Here is an 18,636-nt window from a genome sequence, read left to right on the forward strand (position 1 = left end):
GACCGCAGGCTGAAGCGCCCGGTCGGAGGGGCGGAGACGACCGGGCGCCGGTTCAGCGAGGTCAGAAGTTCGGCCAGGCCCAGCCGAGGTAGCTGTTGAAGTACGGGAGTTTGGCGAGGCCGATCTTGCCGCCGACGCTGGTGGCCCAGAAGTACCCGTCACCGCGGGCGACGCCGACATGGCCGTAGGGGGCGGCGAGGTCCCAGAAGACCAGGGCGCCCTTCGGTGGGTTCAGGTCGCCGCGATGGGCGGCGCCGCGGGCGACGGCGTCGTTCCAGTTCGCCTTGGCCGACGCGTAGATCCCGGTCTTGCCGTAGGAGTTCTCGGCGGCCATCTCGCAGTACCCCTGGAACGCCGTGGAACCGTTGCGGGCGGAGTACCACGCGATCGCCTTGTCGGCGCGTGGGTTGCTGGTGCAGAGCGGGGCGACCAGGCCGGAGCTGCCGGTGTTGACGTAGGCGTCGGAGATGTAGCCCTTGCCGGGAACGTGGTCCCAGATCAGGCTGCGGCCGTACTTGCCGGTGACCGGCTCGCCGTAGAGCTGGCAGTCGATCTCGACCGGGCCGTTGGGCTGGGTGCCGACCGCGCCGAAGGTGGTGGCGTTGCCGGACCGGATGGTCACACCGGTCCCGCTGTCGGTGACCACGGTGCCGGTGGCGGCGTGGGCGGGGAGGGTGCCGGCGCCGAGGACGGCGGCGCCGCCGATCAAGGTGACGGCGGTGAGTCGGGCCGTGATGCGTATGAGGGCGGTACGCATGGTGGTGTCCCTTCTGGGAGTTTGCCTACCCGCAGGGAACCAGAGCGTGACCTCGTTGTCGCAGTGGGCAACGAGGTCACGCCACTACTCAGAAGTTGGGCTGGGCCCAGCCGAGGTAGTTGGCGAAGTACGGCAGCTTCGCCTTGCCGATCCTGCCGTTCACGCTGGTGGCCCAGAACGAGCCGTCGCCGGTGGCCAGGCCGACATGGCCGTAGGAGCTGATGTTCCAGAACACCAGCGCGCCCTTCGGCGGGTTCAGATCACCCTTGTGGGCGGCGCCGCGGCGGACGGCGTCGTTCCAGTTCGCGATCGCCGACGCGTAGATCCCGGTCTTGCCGTACGCGTTCTCGACCGCCTTCTCGCAGTACCCCTGGTACGAGGTGGAGCCGTTGCGGGCGGCGAACCAGGCGATCGCGTCGTCGGCCCGGGACTGCGGCCCGTACGTACTGACCGCGGTGGTGGCGGCCGTCGGTTCCGGGCCGGCCGTGGCCGGCAGGGTGACGCCGGAGACGGCGAGGCCGCCGAGCAGGACGGTGACCGTGAAGCGCGCGAAGGTGCGGGACAGCAGTGTCCTCATGGTGGTTGCCTTTCGCTCTGGGAATGCGCTGGAAGGGGCCTGTTTCACTTGGCGAATCGGTACTCCCCGCAGACAATCAGAGCGTGATCGGATTGTCGCAGTAGGCAACTAGAAACCGAATTACTATCACTTGGTAGATTGTGTAGATAAGTAACCGCGAGAGCGGGGAGTGCGCCGTGCGGCCAGCTCAGGCTCGCTATGTGATCGGCTCCCGGATGCGTGAGCTCCGGGAGGCCGCCGGTGTGCCGCTGACCCGCGCGGCGACCTTGTCCGGCTGGGACAAGGGTCACCTGTCCCGGGTCGAACGCGGGCACACCAAACCGAGCCGCGAGCTGATCGAGTGGTACGACGTGTCGTTCGGCGCCGAGGACGCGCTGGTCAACCAGCTGGTCGAGCTGGACGCCGCGGTCCGGGCCGGAAAGGACATGTCGCAACGGGATCTGCGCCGGCACGTCCAGCCGATGCTGCTCGGTGGTTCGGTCCCGGTGGACCACCATCCCGAGGACCGCGCCGAGCTGGTCGGCGAGACCGTGCCGGACGGGACCAGGGTCTGCCGGGACGAGGAGTTCGAGAAGACCTGGCAGATCCGGAACAGCGGCGAGCGCCCGTGGTCGGGCCGCTGGCTGACCCGCCAGGGCGCTGCGGCGACGCCGGGCTGGCTGCGCTCGCCGCAACGCGCCCGGTTGCCGAACGCCGATCCGGGTGAGGTGGTCACGGTCCGGATGACGCTGCAGGCGCCGTCCCAGGTGGGCGCGTCGACGGCCTATTTCAAGGTCACCGACGAGGCCGGCCGGTTGTATTACCCGGGCCTGGAATCACCGCCGGTGTACTGCACGATCTTCACCGTTTACGAGCTGTAGTTCGCGGGTTTGCCCTTGTACAGCGGCAAACCCCTTCACTCCGGGGTAGGAAACCGCATAAGTTGCTGCAACCTGTCCGCCCGGCATCAGGAGTGCGTAGTGCTCAGACCTCAGAAGATCGCGGTGGCGCTGGCGGCGCTTTTGGTCGCGCCGTTGCTCACCGCCACCACTGCCACGGCGGCGCCGAAACCGTCGGACCCGCCGACCCCGTCCATCCCGCAGCGTTACCTCGACCAGCCGATCACCTGGTCGGTCTGTTCGTTCGACGCCGCGGTCAAGGCGCTGTACCCGCAGGCCCCGACCACGAACTGCGCGAAGGTGAAGGTCCCGATGGACTGGGCCCACCCGGACGCGCACCCGGACGTGGAGGTGGCCATCTCGTACAGCAAGGCCACCGGCACCTCCAAGGGCCTGATGACCACCAACCCCGGCGGCCCCGGTGGCGCCGGCCTGACCCTGTCGGCCGCGCTCGGGACGGACAAGCCGCAGCTGTTCTCCGACTTCGACCTGCTCGGCTTCGACCCGCGCGGCTTCGGCCAGAGCACGCCGCTGCAGTGCGTCACCACGGCCGAGGCGCTGAACGCGCTGCCGGTGACGCCCGACTACAAGGAGCGCACCAAGCTCACCCACCAGGTCGAGGTGGCCGAGGCCAAGCTGTACTCCGACGCCTGCTCGGCCAAGGAGTTCGGCCAGTTCGTCAGCAGCCAGCAGACCGTGTACGACATGGACTTCCTGCGCGCGCTGTTCAAGGCCCGTCAGCTGAACTTCATCGGGTACAGCTACGGCACCTGGCTCGGCGGCTGGTACGCCGACACCTACCCGTCGAGGGTCGGCCGGTTCGTGATCGACTCGAACATGGACTGGACCCACACCCAGTGGGACAACGTGAACTTCGACCCGTTCTCCGGCCAGCGCCGCCGCGACACCCAGCTGTTCCCGTGGATCGCCCGGCACGCCGACCAGATCCAGGGCCTCGGCGGTACCCCGGCCCAGGTGAAGGCCCGGTACAACGGGATCCGCGCGTCGCTGGTGACCTTGGTCAAGGAGGGCGAGAGCTCGGTCCGCGGTGACAACCTGGACGGCACCATCTACAGCACGATCTACGGCAACGTCCGGTTCATCCGGGCCACCCTCGACATCCTGGTGCACGACGAGTACACCAAGGACCCGGGCACGGCCGGCGAGATCGAGCTGCGGCACGTCGACCGCGCCTGGGCCCGGCTCGCCCCGGAACTGCAGGCCTTCGACACCCTCGCCGCGATCCGCGCCCGGTACGGCGTGACCGCGGCCGCCGCGAGCACCGTGGCCGCGACCCAGGTGGACTCGCTCAAGGACGTGCTGGCCGACGCCCGGGCGACCGCGGCGAAGGCGACCTCGGGCGACCAGCCGGTGAACCTCGGCGCGATCGGGACCACGGTGCGGTGCAACGACACCGCGTGGAACCCGGACCCGAAGTTCTACCTGCGCGAGGCCGACAAGATGGCCAGGAAGTACGACTTCTTCGGTTACATGAACGGGGTGCCGATGTGCGCCTTCTGGCCGTACGAGCCGCAGGACCGCAACCTCGACCTGAAGGGGTCGCCGCGGATGCTGATGGTGCAGGGTGAGCTGGACCCGGCCACGGCGTACGAGGGTGCTCTGCGGACGCACAACGACACCTTGCGGGCGACCCGGTTCGTTGCCATCGACGACGAGGGCCAGCACGGTCAGTACGTCGGGTCCGCGTCGGCCTGTGCCGAGGAGATCGGGGACCGGTTCGTGTTCACGGGTGAGCTGCCCGGCAAGGACGCGGTGTGCGGGACCAGTCCGTTGCCGGCCGAGCTGTCGGTCTACCCGGTCGACGGGCCGGTGGACGGCAACGCGGTCAAGCTGCCGAAGACGAAGGCGAACCCGGGCAAGGTGAGCCCGCTGCTCCAGCAGGCGCTGGACACGGTCGCCGCCGGTTCGCTGCGGTAGGAGGACCCGGACCTCCATCACTCACCAACCTCACGCCGGCCGGGCGAGCACCGCTCGGCCGGCGAAGGGGACCGTCCGTCGCGGCGGTTGGTGAGTGGTGGAGGTCCGCTGCTGTCAGCGGCCGAAATCGGCGTCCAGCTTGGCGTCGATCTCGGCCTTACGCTTGATCCAGCGCTCGCTCAGGCCCTCGACCTCCTCCTGGATGAACTCGAGGAAGCCCAGCGTGCCCAGCACCCGGCGGTTCGCCTCGGTGCCGGTGCCGGTGGACTCCGCGAGCCGGCCGAGAATCTCCTCCCAGCGGATCAGGTAGCGGTCCTGGCGCATCATGCTCTCGTACCAGAAGTCGTCCTGGACGACATAGACGTCGCGGCGGCTGCCGGGCTCCCGCTCCCGGCTGGCCAGCCGCATCTGCAGCAGGTACCGGACCGCGCCGGACACCGCCGCGGGACTGGCCTGCAACTGCTCGGACAGCTCGGCCGCGGTCAGCCGGCCCTTCTCGCTGGCCAGGATGGCGGCGAAGACCCGGGCCGACATCCGCGGCCACCCGGTGTCGGCCAGCAGGTTGCCGAACTGCTCGGCCTGCTGCTGGACCGCCTCGTCGTCTCGTTGTGCGCTCACCGGTCCATCATCTCCTTCCGGGATCGAAAAACCTGACGTGTGAGAGACACGTTAGTAATATTCACAATCTTCTGAACAAAGCGTACGTTGTGAAGCATGACATCAGCCATCGTGGTCTCCGGACTGCACAAGTCGTACGGCAGTACGCACGCCCTCGACGGTCTCGACCTGGAGGTCGCGACCGGTGAGGTGCACGGCTTCCTCGGCCCGAACGGTGCCGGGAAGTCCACCACCATCCGGGTCCTGCTCGGCCTGCTGAAGGGCGACCAGGGCGACGTGTCTCTGCTCGGCGGCGACCCGTGGCGGGACGCGGCCGAGCTGCACCGCCGGCTGGCCTACGTCCCGGGTGACGTCAACCTCTGGCCGAACCTGACCGGTGGCGAGGTGATCGACCTGCTCGGCCGGTTGCGCGGCGGGCTGGACCCGAAGAAGCGCGCCGGCCTGCTCCGCCGGTTCGACCTGGACCCGACCAAGAAGGGCCGGACGTACTCGAAGGGCAACCGGCAGAAGGTGGCCCTGGTCGCTGCGCTGGCCTCGGACGTCGAGCTGCTGATCCTGGACGAACCCACCTCCGGCCTGGACCCGCTGATGGAGGAGGTGTTCCGGCAGTGCATCGAGGAGGAGCGGCACCGCGATCGCACCGTGCTGCTGTCGAGCCACATCCTCTCCGAGGTCGAGGCGCTCTGCGACCGGGTCAGCATCATCCGCAAGGGCAAGGTGGTCGAGACCGGCACGCTGTCCGACCTGCGGCACCTGACCCGGACCTCGGTCCAGGCCGAGCTGGCGACCGCGCCGAACGGGCTGGCGAACCTGCCCGGTGTGCACAGCCTCGAGGTCGACGGCCACCGGGTGCGTTGTGAGGTCGACACCGCCCAGCTGGACGCGATCATGCGGCAGTTGTCGGCGGCCGGGATCAAGAGCCTGGTCGCGCAGCCGCCGACGCTGGAGGAGTTGTTCCTGCGGCACTACGAGGACGACACCGTCGCGGCGGAACCGGAGGCGGCACTGCGATGAAGGACTTCGTCGGCACCGGAACCCTGGTCCGGCTGGCGCTGCGCCGGGACCGGATCCAGATCCCGTTGTGGATCGTCGTCTTCGCGGGGACCGCGGCCGGATCGGCGCAGGCGTCGATCGAGCTGTACCCGGACGTGAAGTCCCGCGTCGAGGCGGCCATGACGACGAACTCGTCGCCCGCGTTGGTCTCGTTGTACGGGCGGATCTACGACACCACCTCGCTGGGTGAGCTGTCACTGTTCAAGCTGACCTCGTTCGGCGCGCTGCTGGTCGCGTTGCTCTGCGCGATCCTCGTCGTCCGGCACACCCGGAGCGAGGAGGAGAGCGGCCGGCTCGAACTGCTCAGCGCCGGCGTTCTCGGCCGGTACGCCGCGGTCACGGCGGGGTTGATCGTGGCGGCTCTCACCGCGATCCTGCTCGGCCTGGTGACCGCGGTGAGCCTGATCGGCATCGGACTGCCCGCGGCCGGGTCGTTCGGGTTCGGGCTCACCTGGGCGTCGGCCGGTCTCGCCTTCGCCGGGGTGGGCGCGTTGACCGCGCAGCTCACCGAAGGCGCCCGGGCCGCGAACGGGCTGACCGCGATCGTGCTCGGCGTCTCGTACGTGCTGCGCGCGATCGGTGACTCGTCGGCCGACGGCGGGAGCCGGTGGGTGTCGTGGTTGTCGCCGATCGGGTGGGCCCAGCAGATCCGGCCGTTCGCCGGAGACCGGTTCGTGGTGGCGCTGGCGCCGTTGGCGTTCCTGGTTCTGCTGGTCGCCGCGGCGTTCGCGCTGATCCGGCGACGCGACATCGGGGCCGGTCTGGTCCGTCCGCGGCCGGGCCCGGCGACGGCGGCGCCTTCGTTGCGGTCGCCGCTCGCGCTGGCCTGGCGGTTGCACCGAGGCGCCTTGTATGGCTGGGGTTTCGCGTTCCTGCTGCTCGGGTTCATCGTCGGGAACATCGCCAGCAACGTGGACGGGTTCGTCAGTTCGGCGAGCGCGAAGGAGCTGGTGCAGAAGCTCGGCGGCGTCGAGGGGATCACGGACGCGTTCCTGTCCACCGAGATGGGCATGCTCGGCCTGCTCGCGTCCGCGTTCGGGATCCAGGCCGCGCTCCGGCTGCGGTCCGAGGAGACCGCGCTCCGCGCCGAACCGCTGCTCGCGACCGGAGTCACCCGGGCGCGTTGGCTGGCGAGCCACGTGGTGATGGCGTTGTTCGGTACCGCGGTCCTGGTCCTGGTCGGCGGCCTCGGTTCGGGGATCTCTTCCGGCGCGGCCCTCGGGAACATGGGCCGCCAGGTCCCACGGATGATCGCGGCCGCCGCGGTCCAGTTGCCCGCGATCTGGGTCGTCACGGCGCTCGTCGTCCTGCTGTTCGGGCTGGCGCCGAAGCTGGTCACGGCCGGCTGGCTCCTCTACGGCTTCTTCCTGCTGGTCGGCCAGTTCGGCGCGATCTTCGACCTGCCGCAAGCGGTGATGGACATCAGCCCGTACGCCCACACGCCCCGCCTCCCCGGCAGCGACTTCACCGCGTCCCCGGTGATCTGGCTGACCGCGCTGGCAGCCCTCCTCCTGGCCACCGGCTTCACCACCTTCCGCCGCCGCGACATCGGCTGACCCCAGGCCACCGGTCCGCCCGCCCAACGCCCGCGGGCGGACCGGGCTCTGTCGGCGGCTGCTGCGAGCATCGCCGCATGATCAAAGGGATCCTGATCGCCGAAAGCCTCCGCCCCGGAACCGACCTCGCCGTCCCGGGGCTCCGTCTCGCCCGGCTCACGCGTACCGACGTCAGCGGCTCGGTGGTCGCCACTCAGCCGACGCTGTGGACCCTGCTCCACTTCGAGGCAGCGGACGAGCTCGCCGACGAGCTGGCGCAGGCCCTCGCCGGGAGCCTGCGGCCCGAGGACGGGTGGTACGCCGATTTCACCGTCGGCGAGGACCATGTCGTCGTCTTCACCGGCAAGGTGTTCCGGTATCGCCGGGGTGACGAGGCGGGCCGGGCTGAGGCGGTTGCGTATGGGCGGGCCGCGGGGACGCCGGAACACCAGCTCGACTGGGGTGCCTGAGCCACGCGTCACAGTGTGGGCGTTGCCACGGACCGGCTCGGGTCGGGCATCTACGATCGGCGGGTGGAATCGGTGTTGAGTGGGCGGTCGGGGGAGTTCGTCGAGTTCTGGACGGCGCGGCGGTTGTGCATGCTCAGTACCGTGCGCAAGAACGGGACCGTGCACGTGGTGATGGTCGGGGCGACCGTGGACTGGGATGCCGGGATCGTGCGGGTGATCTGTTCGGGAGGTTCGCACAAGGCTCGGCAGATCCGGGACGCCGGGGCGGCCGGTGCCGCGGTCGCGGTGAGCCAGACCGAGGCGGGGAAGTGGTCCACGCTCGAAGGGCGGGCCGTGGTGAGCGCGGATCCGGAGCGCGTCGCGGAGGGCGTTCGGCGGTACACCGAGCGGTACCGGGCGCCGCGGGTGAATCCCGAGCGGGTCGTCCTCGAGATCACCGTGACGAAGGTGTTCGGCAATGCCTGAGCTGACCGTGGTCGGGATCGGGGCCGACGGCTGGGACGGGCTCGCGCCGTCCGGGCGGCACGCGGTCGAGGCGGCCGAGGTGGTGATGGGCAGCGGGCGGCAGCTCGGCCTGGTACCGGACGGGTCCGCCGCGAAGGTGGCGTGGCCGTCGCCGTTGTCCGAAGCGCTGCCCGGCTTGCTCGCGGAGTACGGCGAGCGCCGGATCTGCGTCCTGGCCAGCGGGGATCCGACCTTCCACGGGATCGGGACGACGTTGACGCGGTTGCTCGGGGCCGGTGCGGTCCGGGTGATCCCGCATCCGTCGAGCGTCTCGCTGGCCTGTGCCCGGCTCGGCTGGCCGCAGGACCAGGTGCAGGTGGTCAGCCTGGTCGGCCGGCCCACCGACCTGGTCCAGCCGCACGTTCAACCCGGGCGCCGGCTGGTCGTCCTGAGCTGGGGCGCGCAGACCCCGGCCGAGGTGGCTCAGTTGCTGACGGCAAGGGGTTTCGGGGCCAGCGAGTTCACCGTGCTCGAACAACTGGCGGCGCCCGGCGAGCTGGTCCGGACGACGACGGCCGCGACCTGGGACCACGAGGTCGACGCGCTCAACGTGATCGGCGTGCTCTGCCGGGCCGACCAGGACGCGCCGTTGTTGCCGACGACACCAGGGCTGCCCGACTCGGCGTACGAGAGTGACGGGCAACTGACGAAGCGCGAGGTCCGGGCGGTGACGTTGTCGCGGCTGGCCCCGATACCAGGGCAGCTGCTGTGGGACGTCGGGGGTGGCGCGGGGAGTATCGCGATCGAGTGGTCGCGGCACCACCCGACCTGCAAGGCGGTCGCGATCGAGAAGGACCCGGACCGGGCGAAGCGGCTCGAACGGAACGCGGCCACCCTCGGCGTCGCGGTACGGACCGTGGTCGGCGCGGCCCCCGAAGCGCTGGCCGGGTTGGAGGCGCCTGACGCGGTGTTCGTCGGCGGTGGCGCCACGGCCGGCGGCATGATCGAGGCGTGCTGGGCGGCCCTGGCTCCGGGTGGCCGGCTCGTGGTCAACGGGGTCACGCTGGAGACCGAGGTCCTGATCGCCCGCTGGTACGCCGAACTGGGCGGCGACCTGGTCCGGTTGTCGGTGGAACGCGCGGCCCCGGTCGGCGGGATGACCGGCTGGCGGCCCGCGATGCCGGTGACGATCTGGAGCGTGACCAAATGACCGTGCACTTCATCGGGGCCGGACCGGGGGCCGCGGACCTGATCACCGTTCGCGGCCGGGACCTGATCGCCGCCTCGCCCGTCTGTCTGTACGCGGGTGCCCTGGTCCCGGTCGAGCTCCTCGGCCACTGTCCGCCGGGAGCCCGCAAGGTCGACACCGCGAACCTGGACCTCGACCAGATCCTCGCCGAGCTCGCGGCCGCGCACGAACGCGGTGACGACGTGGCCCGGTTGCACTCCGGCGATCCCGCGGTGTTCAGCGCGATGGCCGAGCAGATGCGCCGCCTGGACGCGCTCGGCATCCCGTACGACGTGACGCCCGGCGTGCCCGCGTTCGCGGCGGCCGCGGCGTCGCTCGGTCGTGAACTGACCGTGCCCGAGGTCGGCCAGACGGTCATCCTGACCCGGATCGCCGCCCGCGCGACCGCGATGCCGCCGCGGGAGGACCTGGCGACGCTCGGGGCCAGCCGCGGCACGATCGTCCTGCACCTCGCCGTCCAGCACATCGAGCGCCTGGTCGACGAGCTGGTCCCGAACTACGGCGAGGACTGCCCGGTCGCCGTCGTGGCCCGCGCCAGCCGGCCGGACGAGCTGGTCCTGCGCGGAACGCTGGCCGACATCGCCAAGCAGGTCCGCGGAGCCGGAGTACTGCGCACCGCGGTCGTCATCGTCGGCCGCACCCTGGCGGCCGCCAACTTCCCGGACAGCCACCTGTACTCCACCACCCGCGACCGGCACTGACATGAGGGTCCTGCTCCTGGGCGGAACCGGCGAAGCCCGCGAGCTCGCCCAGGCGCTGACCGACGAGCCGGGCGTTGAGGTCGTGTCGTCGCTGGCCGGCCGTACGTCGGACGCACGGTTGCCCCCGGGCGCAGTACGGCAGGGCGGCTTCGGTGGGGTCGACGGCCTGGTCCGGTGGATCCAGGAGCACGCGGTCGATGCCGTGGTCGACGCGACGCATCCGTTCGCCGCGGTGATGACGGATCACGCCGCGGAGGCTGCCCGTACGTCCGGGGTGCCGTTACTCGTACTGCGGCGCCCCGGGTGGACCGAGTCGCGCGGAGACGAGTGGCACTGGGTGTCGTCCGCGGAGGCGGCCGCGAAGGTGCTTCCGGCGGTCGGGTCCCGTGCGTTCCTGACGATCGGGCAGCAGGGGTTGTCGGCGTTCGCGGGGACCGGGCTGTGGATGGTCGCGCGGTGCGTCGATCCGCCGGAACCACGGCCGGACTGGTGCACGCTGATCCTCGACCGCGGGCCGTACGACCTGGACGGTGAGCTGGCGTTGTTCCGCGAGCACCGGTTCGACGTGCTGGTGACGAAGGACAGCGGGGGACCGCAGACGGTCGCGAAGCTGGTGGCGGCGCGGCAGCTCGGCGTACCGGTGGTGGTGATCCGGCGGCCGCCGTTGCCCGCCGGGGTGGTCGCGGTGCCGACGGTGGACCAGGCCGTCGAGTGGGTCCGGGGGCGTCGGTAGACTCGCGATCCCATGGGAATTCAGATCGCGCCTAGCATCCTGTCCGCCGACTTCGCCCGGCTCGCCGACGAGGCCGCCGCCGTGTCGAACGCCGACTGGCTGCACGTCGACGTGATGGACAACCACTTCGTCCCGAACCTCACCCTCGGGATGCCGGTGGTCGAGTCGCTGGCCAAGGCCGCCGCGCAACCGCTGGACTGCCACCTGATGATCGAGGACCCGGACCGCTGGGCGCCCGGGTACGTCGAGGCGGGCGCGTCCAGCGTGACCTTCCACGTCGAGGCGTGCCGCGCGCCGATCCGGACCGCGCGGGAGATCCGGGCCAAGGGCGCCCGGGCCTCGATGGCGCTCCGCCCGGCCACCCCGATCGAGCCGTACGAGGACCTGCTGCCCGAGCTGGACATGATCCTGATCATGACCGTCGAGCCCGGCTTCGGCGGCCAGAAGTTCCTCGACGTCTGCCTGCCGAAGATCCGCCGTACCCGGCAGTTGCTGGACCGCCACGGCCTCGACCTCTGGATCCAGATCGACGGCGGCGTCTCGGCGGAGACCATCGAACGCTGCGCCGAGGCCGGTGCCGACGTCTTCGTGGCCGGCTCCGCGGTCTACGCCGCCGACGACCCCAACGCCATGGTCGAGAACCTCCGCACCCTCGCCCAGAAAGCCACTCCGTCCCACTGAGCCCGGTGACCGGAAACTCCGTCTGCGAGGATGGGGAGAAGGTTTCCGGGAGGTTGGAGTGTGCCGTGACTGAGCACAAGCCGGTCGAGAGCTGGTTGACCGACATGGACGGGGTGCTGGTTCATGAGGAGCGCGCGATTCCCGGGGCGGCCGAGTTCATCCAGGCCCTGCAGGAGTCGGGGCGGAAGTTCCTGGTCCTGACGAACAACTCGATCTTCACCCCGCGGGACCTGCGCGCCCGGTTGCTTGCCGGGGGCATCGATGTGCCGGAGTGGTCGATCTGGACGAGTGCGCTGGCGACCGCGCAGTTCCTGGACGACCAGCGGCCCGGCGGCACGGCGTACGTGATCGGCGAGGCCGGGCTGACGACGGCGCTGCACGAGATCGGCTACGTCCTGACCGAGCGGGACCCCGACTACGTCGTACTGGGGGAGACCCGGACGTACTCGTTCGAGGCGATCACCAAGGCGATCCGGCTGATCCGGGACGGCGCCCGGTTCCTGGCCACGAACCCGGATCCCACCGGCCCGTCGACCGAGGGCCCGCTGCCCGCCACCGGCTCCGTGGCCGCACTGATCACCCGCGCCACCGGCGTCGCGCCGTACTTCGTGGGCAAGCCGAACCCGTTGATGATGCGCAGCGCGCTGAACCGGATCGAGGCGCACTCGGAGACCACGGTGATGATCGGTGACCGGATGGACACCGACATCATCAGCGGCCTCGAAGCCGGGCTACGCAGCGTCCTCGTCCTGTCCGGGTCCACCGGCGAACACGAGGTGGACCGGTTCCCGTACCGGCCGACGCGCATCGTGGAGTCGATCGCCGACGTGGTCCCGCTGGTCACCGCACTGGCTTGACGGTCAGCAGACCGCGACGAAGGAGTACCCGCGGGCCCGCAATGTCTTGAGGATCGTGGGCAGCGCCGCGATGGTCTGAGTCCGGTCACCGCCGCCGTCGTGGAACAGGATCACGGTGCCCGGCTTCACCCCGGCGAGGACCCGCTTCGTGATCGCGGCCGCGCCGGGCCGGGTCCAGTCGCGGGAGTCGACGTCCCAGAGGGTGAGCTTCTTGCCGAGGCCGGTCGCCCTGGTCTGGACCAGCTTGTTCACCGCCCCGTACGGCGGCCGGACGCAGCGCGGGGTGACGGCGGTCTGGGCCTGGATCGCGCGGTCCGTGTCACTGACCTGCTCCTCGAACTTCGGCCACGACAGCAGCCGCAGATCCGCGTGCGTCCAGGTGTGGTTCTGCACGCTGTGCCCGTCGGCGTGGATCCGCTTGGTCAGGTCCGGGTGCTTCTCCACGTTCCGGCCGACCTCGAAGAACGTCGCCTTCGCCTCGAAGGTCCGCAGGATCGCCAGGATCTGCGGCGTGTACTTCGGCTCCGGGCCGTCGTCGAAGGTGAGATAGACCGGTTTCGCCGGCGGCGCCGGGGTGGTGCCGGCCTTCGCGGGGGGAGCGGCCGCGGCCGGTGAACCGCCTGCCTTGTTGTGCCGCCCGGGGGAATTGGCGAAAGAAATGAGCACGATGATCAGCACCGAGAGCAGCAGGGCGGCCGGGGCCGCCAAGCTGCGCAGGTGTTCGGTCCGTACTCGAGCAATCACACGTCCCCCCAGACGTCGGTGACCTCACTGTGCTCCTCCCCACCCTCGGATGGAATGCCTGAGAAGTCAGGCAGACACGCCGGTCGGGGCGGAGCGGAGCTCAGAGCACCTGGGAGAGGAACTGCCGCAGCCGCGGTGACTCGGCCGCCGTGAAGACCTGCTCCGGGGCGCCCTGCTCGACCACGACGCCCTGGTCCATGAACGCGACCTGGTCCGCGACCTGCCGGGCGAAGCCCATCTCGTGGGTGACCACGACCATCGTCATCCCGGCCGCGGCGAGGTCGGCCATCAGCGAAAGCACGCCCTTGACCAGCTCCGGGTCGAGCGCCGAGGTGGCCTCGTCGAACAGCATCACCTCGGGCTTCATCGCCAGCGCCCGGGCGATCGCGACTCGCTGCTGCTGGCCGCCGGACAGGTTGCCGGGCCGGGCCGACGCCTTCTCCCGCAGCCCGACCAGGTCCAGCTGGGCGAGCGCCGCTTCGGCCGCCTCGTCCTTGCCGAGCTTGCTGATCTTGCGCAACGGCAGGGTGATGTTGTCGAGCACCGACTTGTGCGGGAACAGGTTGAAGTGCTGGAAGACCATCCCGATCCGCCGGCGCAGCTCGTCCGGATTCGTCCGCAGCACCGAGTCGCCGCCGAGCCGGATGTCTCCGGCGTCCGGCTCCAGCAGCCGGTTCACCGCACGCAACAGGGTCGACTTGCCGGATCCGGACGGCCCGATCACGCAGGCGGTCCGGCCGGCCGGGACGGTCAGGTCGACGCCGCGCAGGACCTTGTTCGTCCCGAAGGCGAGCTCGATCCCGGACACCTCCAGGCTCGCGGCCTTGTACTCCGTGCCCGCCGGGCGGGTCTCAACGGTGGTCGGCATGAACGAGCTCCTCCACGTCGGCAGGGGTCTGGTCCTCGGGCCGGCCCTCGCGCAGCCGCTTGTCGAACCAGTTGACCAGGTGGGTCAGCGGCACCGTGATCAGCAGGTAGAAGATCCCGGCGAGCAGCAGCGGCGACAGGTTGCCGTTGGTCGCCGCCGCGTCCTGGCCGATCCGGAACAGCTCCCGCTGACTGGCCAGCAGGCCGAGGAAGTACACCAGGCTGGACTCCTTCACCAGCGCGATGAACTGGTTGACCAACGCCGGCAGTACCCGCCGGACGCCCTGCGGGATCACCACCAGCCACATCCCGGACGAGTAGCCGAAGCCGAGCGCCCGGGCTGCCTCGAGCTGGCCCTTCTCCACGCTCTGGATGCCGGACCGGAAGATCTCGCCGATGTACGCGGCCGCGATCAGCGACAGCGCGAGGATGCCCAGCGGGTACGGGTTCGGGCCCCACCAGTGCCGGGTGATCGGGGACAGCCCCTGGCCGATCAGCAGGATCGTCAGGATGGCCGGCAGGCCGCGGAAGATGTCGGTGTAGATCTTCGCCGGCCAGCGCAGCCAGCGCCGCCGGGACAGCCCCATCACCGCCACGATCATGCCGAGCACGGTGCCCAGCACGACCGAGGCGGCCGCCAGCACCAGGGTGTTGACGAGGCCGACGCGCAGCATCTCGGGCAGGACGGCCCGCATCGACTCCCCGTCGAGGAAGGTGTCCTTCAGGGTGGTCCAGATGTCCATCAGCCGGCCGGGGTACCGCTCGCCTTCGGGGCGGTGAACTTCGCCTCACCGCTCCCGGGCTTGAAGTTCGCCGGGACCGCGCGGCCCGGGTAGTACTGCTCGACCAGCTTGGTCCAGGTGCCGTCGGCGATCACCTCGTCGAGGGCCTTGTCGACCGCCTCGCGCAGCTTGTCGTTGCTCTTCGCCACCGCGTACGCCATCGGCGCGTCGCTCAGCTCCTTGGCGGCCAGGATCACGGTGCCGCCGCCCTGCTCCTTGGCCATCTTCTCGCCGATCTCGGCGGGCGACACCCACGCGTCCGCGGTACCGGCCTTGAGCTGGCCGAGCGCGGCGTTGTAGTTCGGGACCCGGACCGGGTCGAGCTCCTTCTGGGTGGCGTAGTCGTCCTGGACGGTGCCCTGGACCACGACGACGCGCTTGCCGGCCAGCTGGTCGAACGCGGTGATGCCGGAGTCCTTGGTGGTGTTCAGGCCGAGGTAGCCGAAGTCGTACCCATTGCTGAAGGCAACGGTCTTCTTGCGCGCCTCGGTGATCGTGATGGACGAGCTGCCGAGGTCGTACTGACCGCCGTTCACCTGCGCCAGCAGCGCGGAGAAGTCGGTGCCGACGAACTCCGGCTTGAGGTTGAGCTTGGCCGCGACCGCGGTGATCAGGTCGTTGTCGAAGCCGGTGAACTTGCCGTCCTTGACGTACACGTTCGGCGGCGCGTCGGTGAGGGTGCCGATGCGCAGCGTGCCCGGCTGCAGCAGCCCGAGGTCGGGGCCGGCGCTGTCCGGGCTGTCGTTGCTCCCGCACGCCGCGAGCGCGACGGCCAGGGTGATGGCCGTACCGAGGGCCGCGAGCCGGCGGAAGGCGCTGATGGCGCGCACGAGTGTCTCCTTCGTCACAAGGGAAAAGTGTCCTGGGCAGGGGTGACCCGCCCGCCAGACCGTAACCGCCTGATCAGGAGTGAAATTCCCGGATGCCACTGACTGAGACGTGGCTCAATGTCCAGTCCGCGTGTGGTATTTCGGCCCGTGGCCGGGCGGCCTCGGCCGGGCTCAGCCGTGATGGCGTTCGTAGTGCGCGAGCGCGTCGTCGGTGCGGCCGGCGCCGTAGGTGGTCAGGAACTCGGCGAGATCGGGGTAGTCGGCAACGATCTTCTCGGCCACCTGCTGGATCTCGGTGGCGGACGCGACCGAGCGGAGCAGGTCCTGGATCTCGCGGACGACGACCCGGCCACCGGGGCGCGGGCCGCTGGTCGTCGCCGGAGCGGCCCGGGTGAACGCGCCGGTGGTGGCCCGGATCTCGGTCAGCCCGGCGGCGATCTCGGCCGGGTCGAGACTCTCGGCGGCGGCGCGCTGGGCGAACTCGTCCAGCGCGTGCAGCCGGGTCACCACGGCGGGGTTGCCGATCTTCACCCGCTGGGCGCTGATCAGCTGGGACAGCATCGGCGCGGACAGCCCGACGACCTCGGCGAGTTTGGCCTGGGTGAGGCCTAGCGTGTACCCGACCCGGCGGATCAGGTCGCCCAGTGGTTCGCCGTACAGCTCGGTCTGTTGCTGCCGGTTCTGCGCGGTCTGGTCCATCAGGTCCCCTTGCCTCGAAGCTGGCCTCATCTTCGCAGCTGCGAATCGCAAAGCCAAGCGCGGAAGCCAGTTGACATTCGCTATTGCAAACTGCAAAGGTTGCGATAGCGAATTCACCTCAGGAGGAACCACCATGAACCGATGGGCCCTGTGGCCGGCCGCCGCGGTCCTCACGGCCGTGCTGTCCGCCGTGCTCCCGGCCGCGCTGTCGGCCCCGCCGGCCTTCGCGGACCCGGAGCCGGACAGCGGCAAGCTGGTCCTGGTGCTCGACTCGTCCGGCTCGATGAAGGAGCCGGCCGGCGACGGGCAGACCAAGATCGTGGCCGCCCGGACCGCCCTCACCCGGGTGGTCGGCAAGCTGCCGGAGAAGGCCGAGGTCGGCCTCCGGGTGTACGGCGCCACCGTGTTCAAGCGGAGCCAGCCCGGCGCGTGCACCGACACCCAGCTGACCGTGCCGATCGGTACCGGGAACCGCCCGCAGTTGCGGACCGCGATCGCGCAGTACAAGCCGTACGGTGAGACGCCGATCGGCTACTCGCTGCAGCAGGCCGCGAAGGACCTCGGCCCGGACGGCAAGCGAACCATCGTGCTCGTCTCGGACGGCGAGGCGACCTGCGCGCCGGAGCCGTGCGAGGTGGCGCGCTCGATCGCCAAGCAGGGCATCGACCTGAAGATCGACGTGGTCGGCTTCCGGGTCGGCGCGAAGGCGCGCAGCCAGTTGCAGTGCGTCGCTCGGGAGGGCCGCGGCGACTACTACGACGCCGACTCCACCGAGGATCTGGAGGCCGGGCTGGATCGGCTGTCCACGCGGGCGTTCCGGCCGTTCCGGCTGTCCGGGAAGCCGGTCGAGGGCGGGCCGCAGCAGGAGGGATCGCCGGTGCTTGCCCCCGGCCACTACTCGGACACGTTCGGTGACGACCAGACCGCGAAGTACTACACGATCAAGCGGACGATCCCGAAGTCGACGCTGCGCGCCGGGGTGAGCTTCCGGCGGCCGTCCGGCGGCAGCTTCGTCGTCCAGGCCGAGGTGAAGCTGAAGACGCTCGGGGGCGACCAGTGCGGCTGGAGCTACCCGCGGGCGTTCGAAGGTGACCAGGGCCTGGCGACCGGGACGGCGTCGAGCTGGTCGGACTGGCAGGAGTCCTGCTCGGAGTCGGAGCAGATGGTGCTGACGATCTCGCCGGGCAAGGACTACAAGGAGATTCGCGGCGTCCCGTTCGAGCTGCGGATCAACGAGGAGCCGCCGGTCGCCGACACCACCACCCTGCCGGAAGCGGCCGACGACCCGACCTGGACCTCGATGCCGGGCGCCACGCCGACGGACATCGTGCCCGGGTCGAGCTTCCCGGACGCGCCGCTGCTGGCGCCCGGGAGCTACAAGACCACGCTGATGCCGGGTGAGCTGCAGCTGTACAAGGTCAGGCTGGACTGGGGCCAGCGGATCCAGGCGCAGGTCACGGTCCCGAAGCTCGGCGCCGCGACCGGCAAGGCGGTGGACGGCATCCGGTACCTCGACACAGCGGTGATCTCGCCGATCGGCGAGGACGTGTACGCGGTGTTCGCGAAGGAGATGCCGGGTGGTTCCGGCAAGCGCGGCGTGCTGACGAAGGAGGGCGTGATCCAGGCGATCACGACCAAGGAGATCCGGTACCAGAACCGGGACGGCGCGAACAACCAGGACACCGGCACGTCCACCCCGGGGGACTACTACGTCGCCGTCTCGCTGACCCGCAAGCCCAACGACAAGGCGTTCACGGTCCCGATGACGCTCACGGTCGGCACCGTCGGGACGGCGGGCACGGGCAAGCCGGAGTACGTCGACGGCGCGACCCCGGTGGCGGGCGACTCGGTCACTCCGTCGGCGACGCCGTCCGAGGAGCAGCCGACCGAGCAGTCTTCGGAGGAGCCGTCGGGGGACAAGACCGAGGCGGGTGGACCGGTGAAGGACAACGGGTCGACCGACGACAGCGGGACGCCGTACGGGTTGATCGGCGGACTGGGTGGAGCCGCGGTGGTCCTGATGCTGCTCGGCGGCTGGGCGGTGTTCCGGCTGCGGAAGAAGCCGATCGCCGCGGGACCGCAGTACCCGGGGCAGCAGTACCCGGGCCAGCAGTACCAAGGTCAGCCGAACCCGGGGCAGCAGCACCCAGGGCCGCGGTCCCCGGATCAGAGGCCGCCGCAGCGGTGAGTTGAGACCCGTGAGCCCCGGACGGTTGCCGTCCG

At 70.3% G+C, this 18,636-nt stretch carries 20 protein-coding genes; 12 read left to right on the forward strand and 8 right to left on the reverse strand.

Going from position 1 to position 18,636, the window contains the following annotated elements; genetic code table 11:
* Positions 1–61: 61 nt before the first annotated feature.
* Entirely contained in the window at positions 62–757 is a 696-nt protein-coding gene (locus FB561_RS31845) for a CHAP domain-containing protein (RefSeq protein ID WP_145813748.1), read from the reverse strand.
* An 88-nt stretch (positions 758–845) separates the two neighbouring features.
* Positions 846–1,334, reverse strand: a complete 489-nt coding sequence (locus tag FB561_RS31850; protein WP_145813749.1) for a CHAP domain-containing protein — start codon at positions 1,332–1,334, stop codon at positions 846–848.
* A gap of 176 nt (positions 1,335–1,510) precedes the next feature.
* Here FB561_RS31850 and FB561_RS31855 point away from each other — a divergent pair, with 176 nt between their 5' ends.
* Entirely contained in the window at positions 1,511–2,194 is a 684-nt protein-coding gene (locus FB561_RS31855) for an NBR1-Ig-like domain-containing protein (RefSeq protein WP_145813750.1), read from the forward strand.
* 99 nt (positions 2,195–2,293) lie between these two features.
* Entirely contained in the window at positions 2,294–4,150 is a 1,857-nt protein-coding gene (locus FB561_RS31860) for an alpha/beta hydrolase (protein ID WP_145813751.1), read from the forward strand.
* A 114-nt stretch (positions 4,151–4,264) separates the two neighbouring features.
* Here FB561_RS31860 and FB561_RS31865 read toward each other — a convergent pair whose 3' ends face one another.
* The gene (locus FB561_RS31865) at positions 4,265–4,768 is read right to left on the reverse strand and encodes a GbsR/MarR family transcriptional regulator (RefSeq protein ID WP_238335252.1); all 504 of its coding nucleotides are present in this window, start codon (positions 4,766–4,768) and stop codon (positions 4,265–4,267) included.
* 96 nt (positions 4,769–4,864) lie between these two features.
* Between FB561_RS31865 and FB561_RS31870 the strand changes: the two genes are divergently transcribed.
* The 9 genes from FB561_RS31870 to FB561_RS31910 all read left to right on the forward strand — a co-directional run bounded on the left by FB561_RS31870 (position 4,865) and on the right by FB561_RS31910 (position 12,491).
* Positions 4,865–5,782, forward strand: coding sequence for an ABC transporter ATP-binding protein (locus FB561_RS31870; protein ID WP_145813752.1), 918 nt, complete (start codon positions 4,865–4,867; stop codon positions 5,780–5,782).
* Positions 5,779–7,377, forward strand: coding sequence for an ABC transporter permease (locus FB561_RS31875; RefSeq protein WP_145813753.1), 1,599 nt, complete (start codon positions 5,779–5,781; stop codon positions 7,375–7,377). The genes FB561_RS31870 and FB561_RS31875 overlap by 4 nt, the downstream gene beginning before the upstream one ends.
* Before the next feature lie 77 nt (positions 7,378–7,454).
* Entirely contained in the window at positions 7,455–7,826 is a 372-nt protein-coding gene (locus tag FB561_RS31880) for a hypothetical protein (RefSeq protein WP_145813754.1), read from the forward strand.
* Positions 7,827–7,889: 63 nt separating this feature from the next.
* The gene (locus FB561_RS31885; RefSeq protein ID WP_145813755.1) at positions 7,890–8,291 is read left to right on the forward strand and encodes a pyridoxamine 5'-phosphate oxidase family protein; all 402 of its coding nucleotides are present in this window, start codon (positions 7,890–7,892) and stop codon (positions 8,289–8,291) included.
* The gene (gene cbiE, locus FB561_RS31890; protein ID WP_145813756.1) at positions 8,284–9,480 is read left to right on the forward strand and encodes a precorrin-6y C5,15-methyltransferase (decarboxylating) subunit CbiE; all 1,197 of its coding nucleotides are present in this window, start codon (positions 8,284–8,286) and stop codon (positions 9,478–9,480) included. The genes FB561_RS31885 and cbiE overlap by 8 nt, the downstream gene beginning before the upstream one ends.
* The gene (gene cobM, locus FB561_RS31895) at positions 9,477–10,220 is read left to right on the forward strand and encodes a precorrin-4 C(11)-methyltransferase (protein ID WP_145813757.1); all 744 of its coding nucleotides are present in this window, start codon (positions 9,477–9,479) and stop codon (positions 10,218–10,220) included. The genes cbiE and cobM overlap by 4 nt, the downstream gene beginning before the upstream one ends.
* 1 nt (position 10,221) lies before the next feature.
* Positions 10,222–10,953 carry a cobalt-precorrin-6A reductase gene (locus FB561_RS31900; RefSeq protein WP_145813758.1) on the forward strand — a complete coding sequence of 244 codons (732 nt, stop codon included), beginning with the start codon at positions 10,222–10,224 and terminating at the stop codon, positions 10,951–10,953.
* A gap of 12 nt (positions 10,954–10,965) precedes the next feature.
* On the forward strand, positions 10,966–11,634 hold the full coding sequence (gene rpe, locus FB561_RS31905; RefSeq protein ID WP_145813759.1) for a ribulose-phosphate 3-epimerase: 669 nt from the start codon (positions 10,966–10,968) through the stop codon (positions 11,632–11,634).
* Between the two features lie 104 nt (positions 11,635–11,738).
* A complete protein-coding gene (locus FB561_RS31910) occupies positions 11,739–12,491 on the forward strand; it encodes an HAD-IIA family hydrolase (RefSeq protein ID WP_145814169.1) in 753 nt (250 codons plus the stop codon).
* A 3-nt stretch (positions 12,492–12,494) separates the two neighbouring features.
* Here FB561_RS31910 and FB561_RS31915 read toward each other — a convergent pair whose 3' ends face one another.
* The 5 genes from FB561_RS31915 to FB561_RS31935 form a co-directional block, all read right to left on the reverse strand.
* A complete protein-coding gene (locus FB561_RS31915; RefSeq protein ID WP_238335253.1) occupies positions 12,495–13,235 on the reverse strand; it encodes a polysaccharide deacetylase family protein in 741 nt (246 codons plus the stop codon).
* 100 nt (positions 13,236–13,335) lie between these two features.
* Positions 13,336–14,103: an amino acid ABC transporter ATP-binding protein gene (locus FB561_RS31920; protein ID WP_145813760.1), complete on the reverse strand. Its 768-nt coding sequence runs from the start codon at positions 14,101–14,103 to the stop codon at positions 13,336–13,338.
* On the reverse strand, positions 14,087–14,845 hold the full coding sequence (locus tag FB561_RS31925; RefSeq protein ID WP_145813761.1) for an amino acid ABC transporter permease: 759 nt from the start codon (positions 14,843–14,845) through the stop codon (positions 14,087–14,089). Before FB561_RS31925 ends, FB561_RS31920 begins: the two co-directional genes overlap by 17 nt.
* A complete protein-coding gene (locus FB561_RS31930; RefSeq protein WP_145813762.1) occupies positions 14,845–15,714 on the reverse strand; it encodes a substrate-binding periplasmic protein in 870 nt (289 codons plus the stop codon). The genes FB561_RS31925 and FB561_RS31930 overlap by 1 nt, the downstream gene beginning before the upstream one ends.
* 171 nt (positions 15,715–15,885) lie before the next feature.
* Positions 15,886–16,413 (reverse strand): helix-turn-helix domain-containing protein, encoded by a 528-nt coding sequence (locus tag FB561_RS31935; protein WP_145813763.1) that lies wholly within the window; start codon positions 16,411–16,413, stop codon positions 15,886–15,888.
* A gap of 133 nt (positions 16,414–16,546) precedes the next feature.
* On the opposite strand from FB561_RS31935, the gene FB561_RS31940 reads away from it, so the two are divergent.
* Entirely contained in the window at positions 16,547–18,601 is a 2,055-nt protein-coding gene (locus tag FB561_RS31940) for a vWA domain-containing protein (protein WP_145813764.1), read from the forward strand.
* The last annotated feature ends 35 nt before the right edge of the window (positions 18,602–18,636 follow it).

It is taken from the genome of Kribbella amoyensis (assembly GCF_007828865.1).
GTDB lineage: Bacteria > Actinomycetota > Actinomycetes > Propionibacteriales > Kribbellaceae > Kribbella > Kribbella amoyensis.

Bases quoted from the DNA above. Each gene is read 5' to 3' on its own strand.
- FB561_RS31935 (WP_145813763.1), bottom strand. From the start codon at position 16,413: ATGGACCAGACCGCGCAGAACCGGCAGCAACAGACCGAGCTGTACGGC.
- cbiE (WP_145813756.1), top strand. From the start codon at position 8,284: ATGCCTGAGCTGACCGTGGTCGGGATCGGGGCCGACGGCTGGGACGGG.
- FB561_RS31920 (WP_145813760.1), bottom strand. From the start codon at position 14,103: ATGCCGACCACCGTTGAGACCCGCCCGGCGGGCACGGAGTACAAGGCC.
- FB561_RS31845 (WP_145813748.1), bottom strand. From the start codon at position 757: ATGCGTACCGCCCTCATACGCATCACGGCCCGACTCACCGCCGTCACC.
- rpe (WP_145813759.1), top strand. From the start codon at position 10,966: ATGGGAATTCAGATCGCGCCTAGCATCCTGTCCGCCGACTTCGCCCGG.
- FB561_RS31910 (WP_145814169.1), top strand. From the start codon at position 11,739: ATGGACGGGGTGCTGGTTCATGAGGAGCGCGCGATTCCCGGGGCGGCC.
- cobM (WP_145813757.1), top strand. From the start codon at position 9,477: ATGACCGTGCACTTCATCGGGGCCGGACCGGGGGCCGCGGACCTGATC.
- FB561_RS31940 (WP_145813764.1), top strand. From the start codon at position 16,547: ATGAACCGATGGGCCCTGTGGCCGGCCGCCGCGGTCCTCACGGCCGTG.
- FB561_RS31880 (WP_145813754.1), top strand. From the start codon at position 7,455: ATGATCAAAGGGATCCTGATCGCCGAAAGCCTCCGCCCCGGAACCGAC.
- FB561_RS31850 (WP_145813749.1), bottom strand. From the start codon at position 1,334: ATGAGGACACTGCTGTCCCGCACCTTCGCGCGCTTCACGGTCACCGTC.
- FB561_RS31875 (WP_145813753.1), top strand. From the start codon at position 5,779: ATGAAGGACTTCGTCGGCACCGGAACCCTGGTCCGGCTGGCGCTGCGC.
- FB561_RS31870 (WP_145813752.1), top strand. From the start codon at position 4,865: ATGACATCAGCCATCGTGGTCTCCGGACTGCACAAGTCGTACGGCAGT.
- FB561_RS31900 (WP_145813758.1), top strand. From the start codon at position 10,222: ATGAGGGTCCTGCTCCTGGGCGGAACCGGCGAAGCCCGCGAGCTCGCC.
- FB561_RS31925 (WP_145813761.1), bottom strand. From the start codon at position 14,845: ATGGACATCTGGACCACCCTGAAGGACACCTTCCTCGACGGGGAGTCG.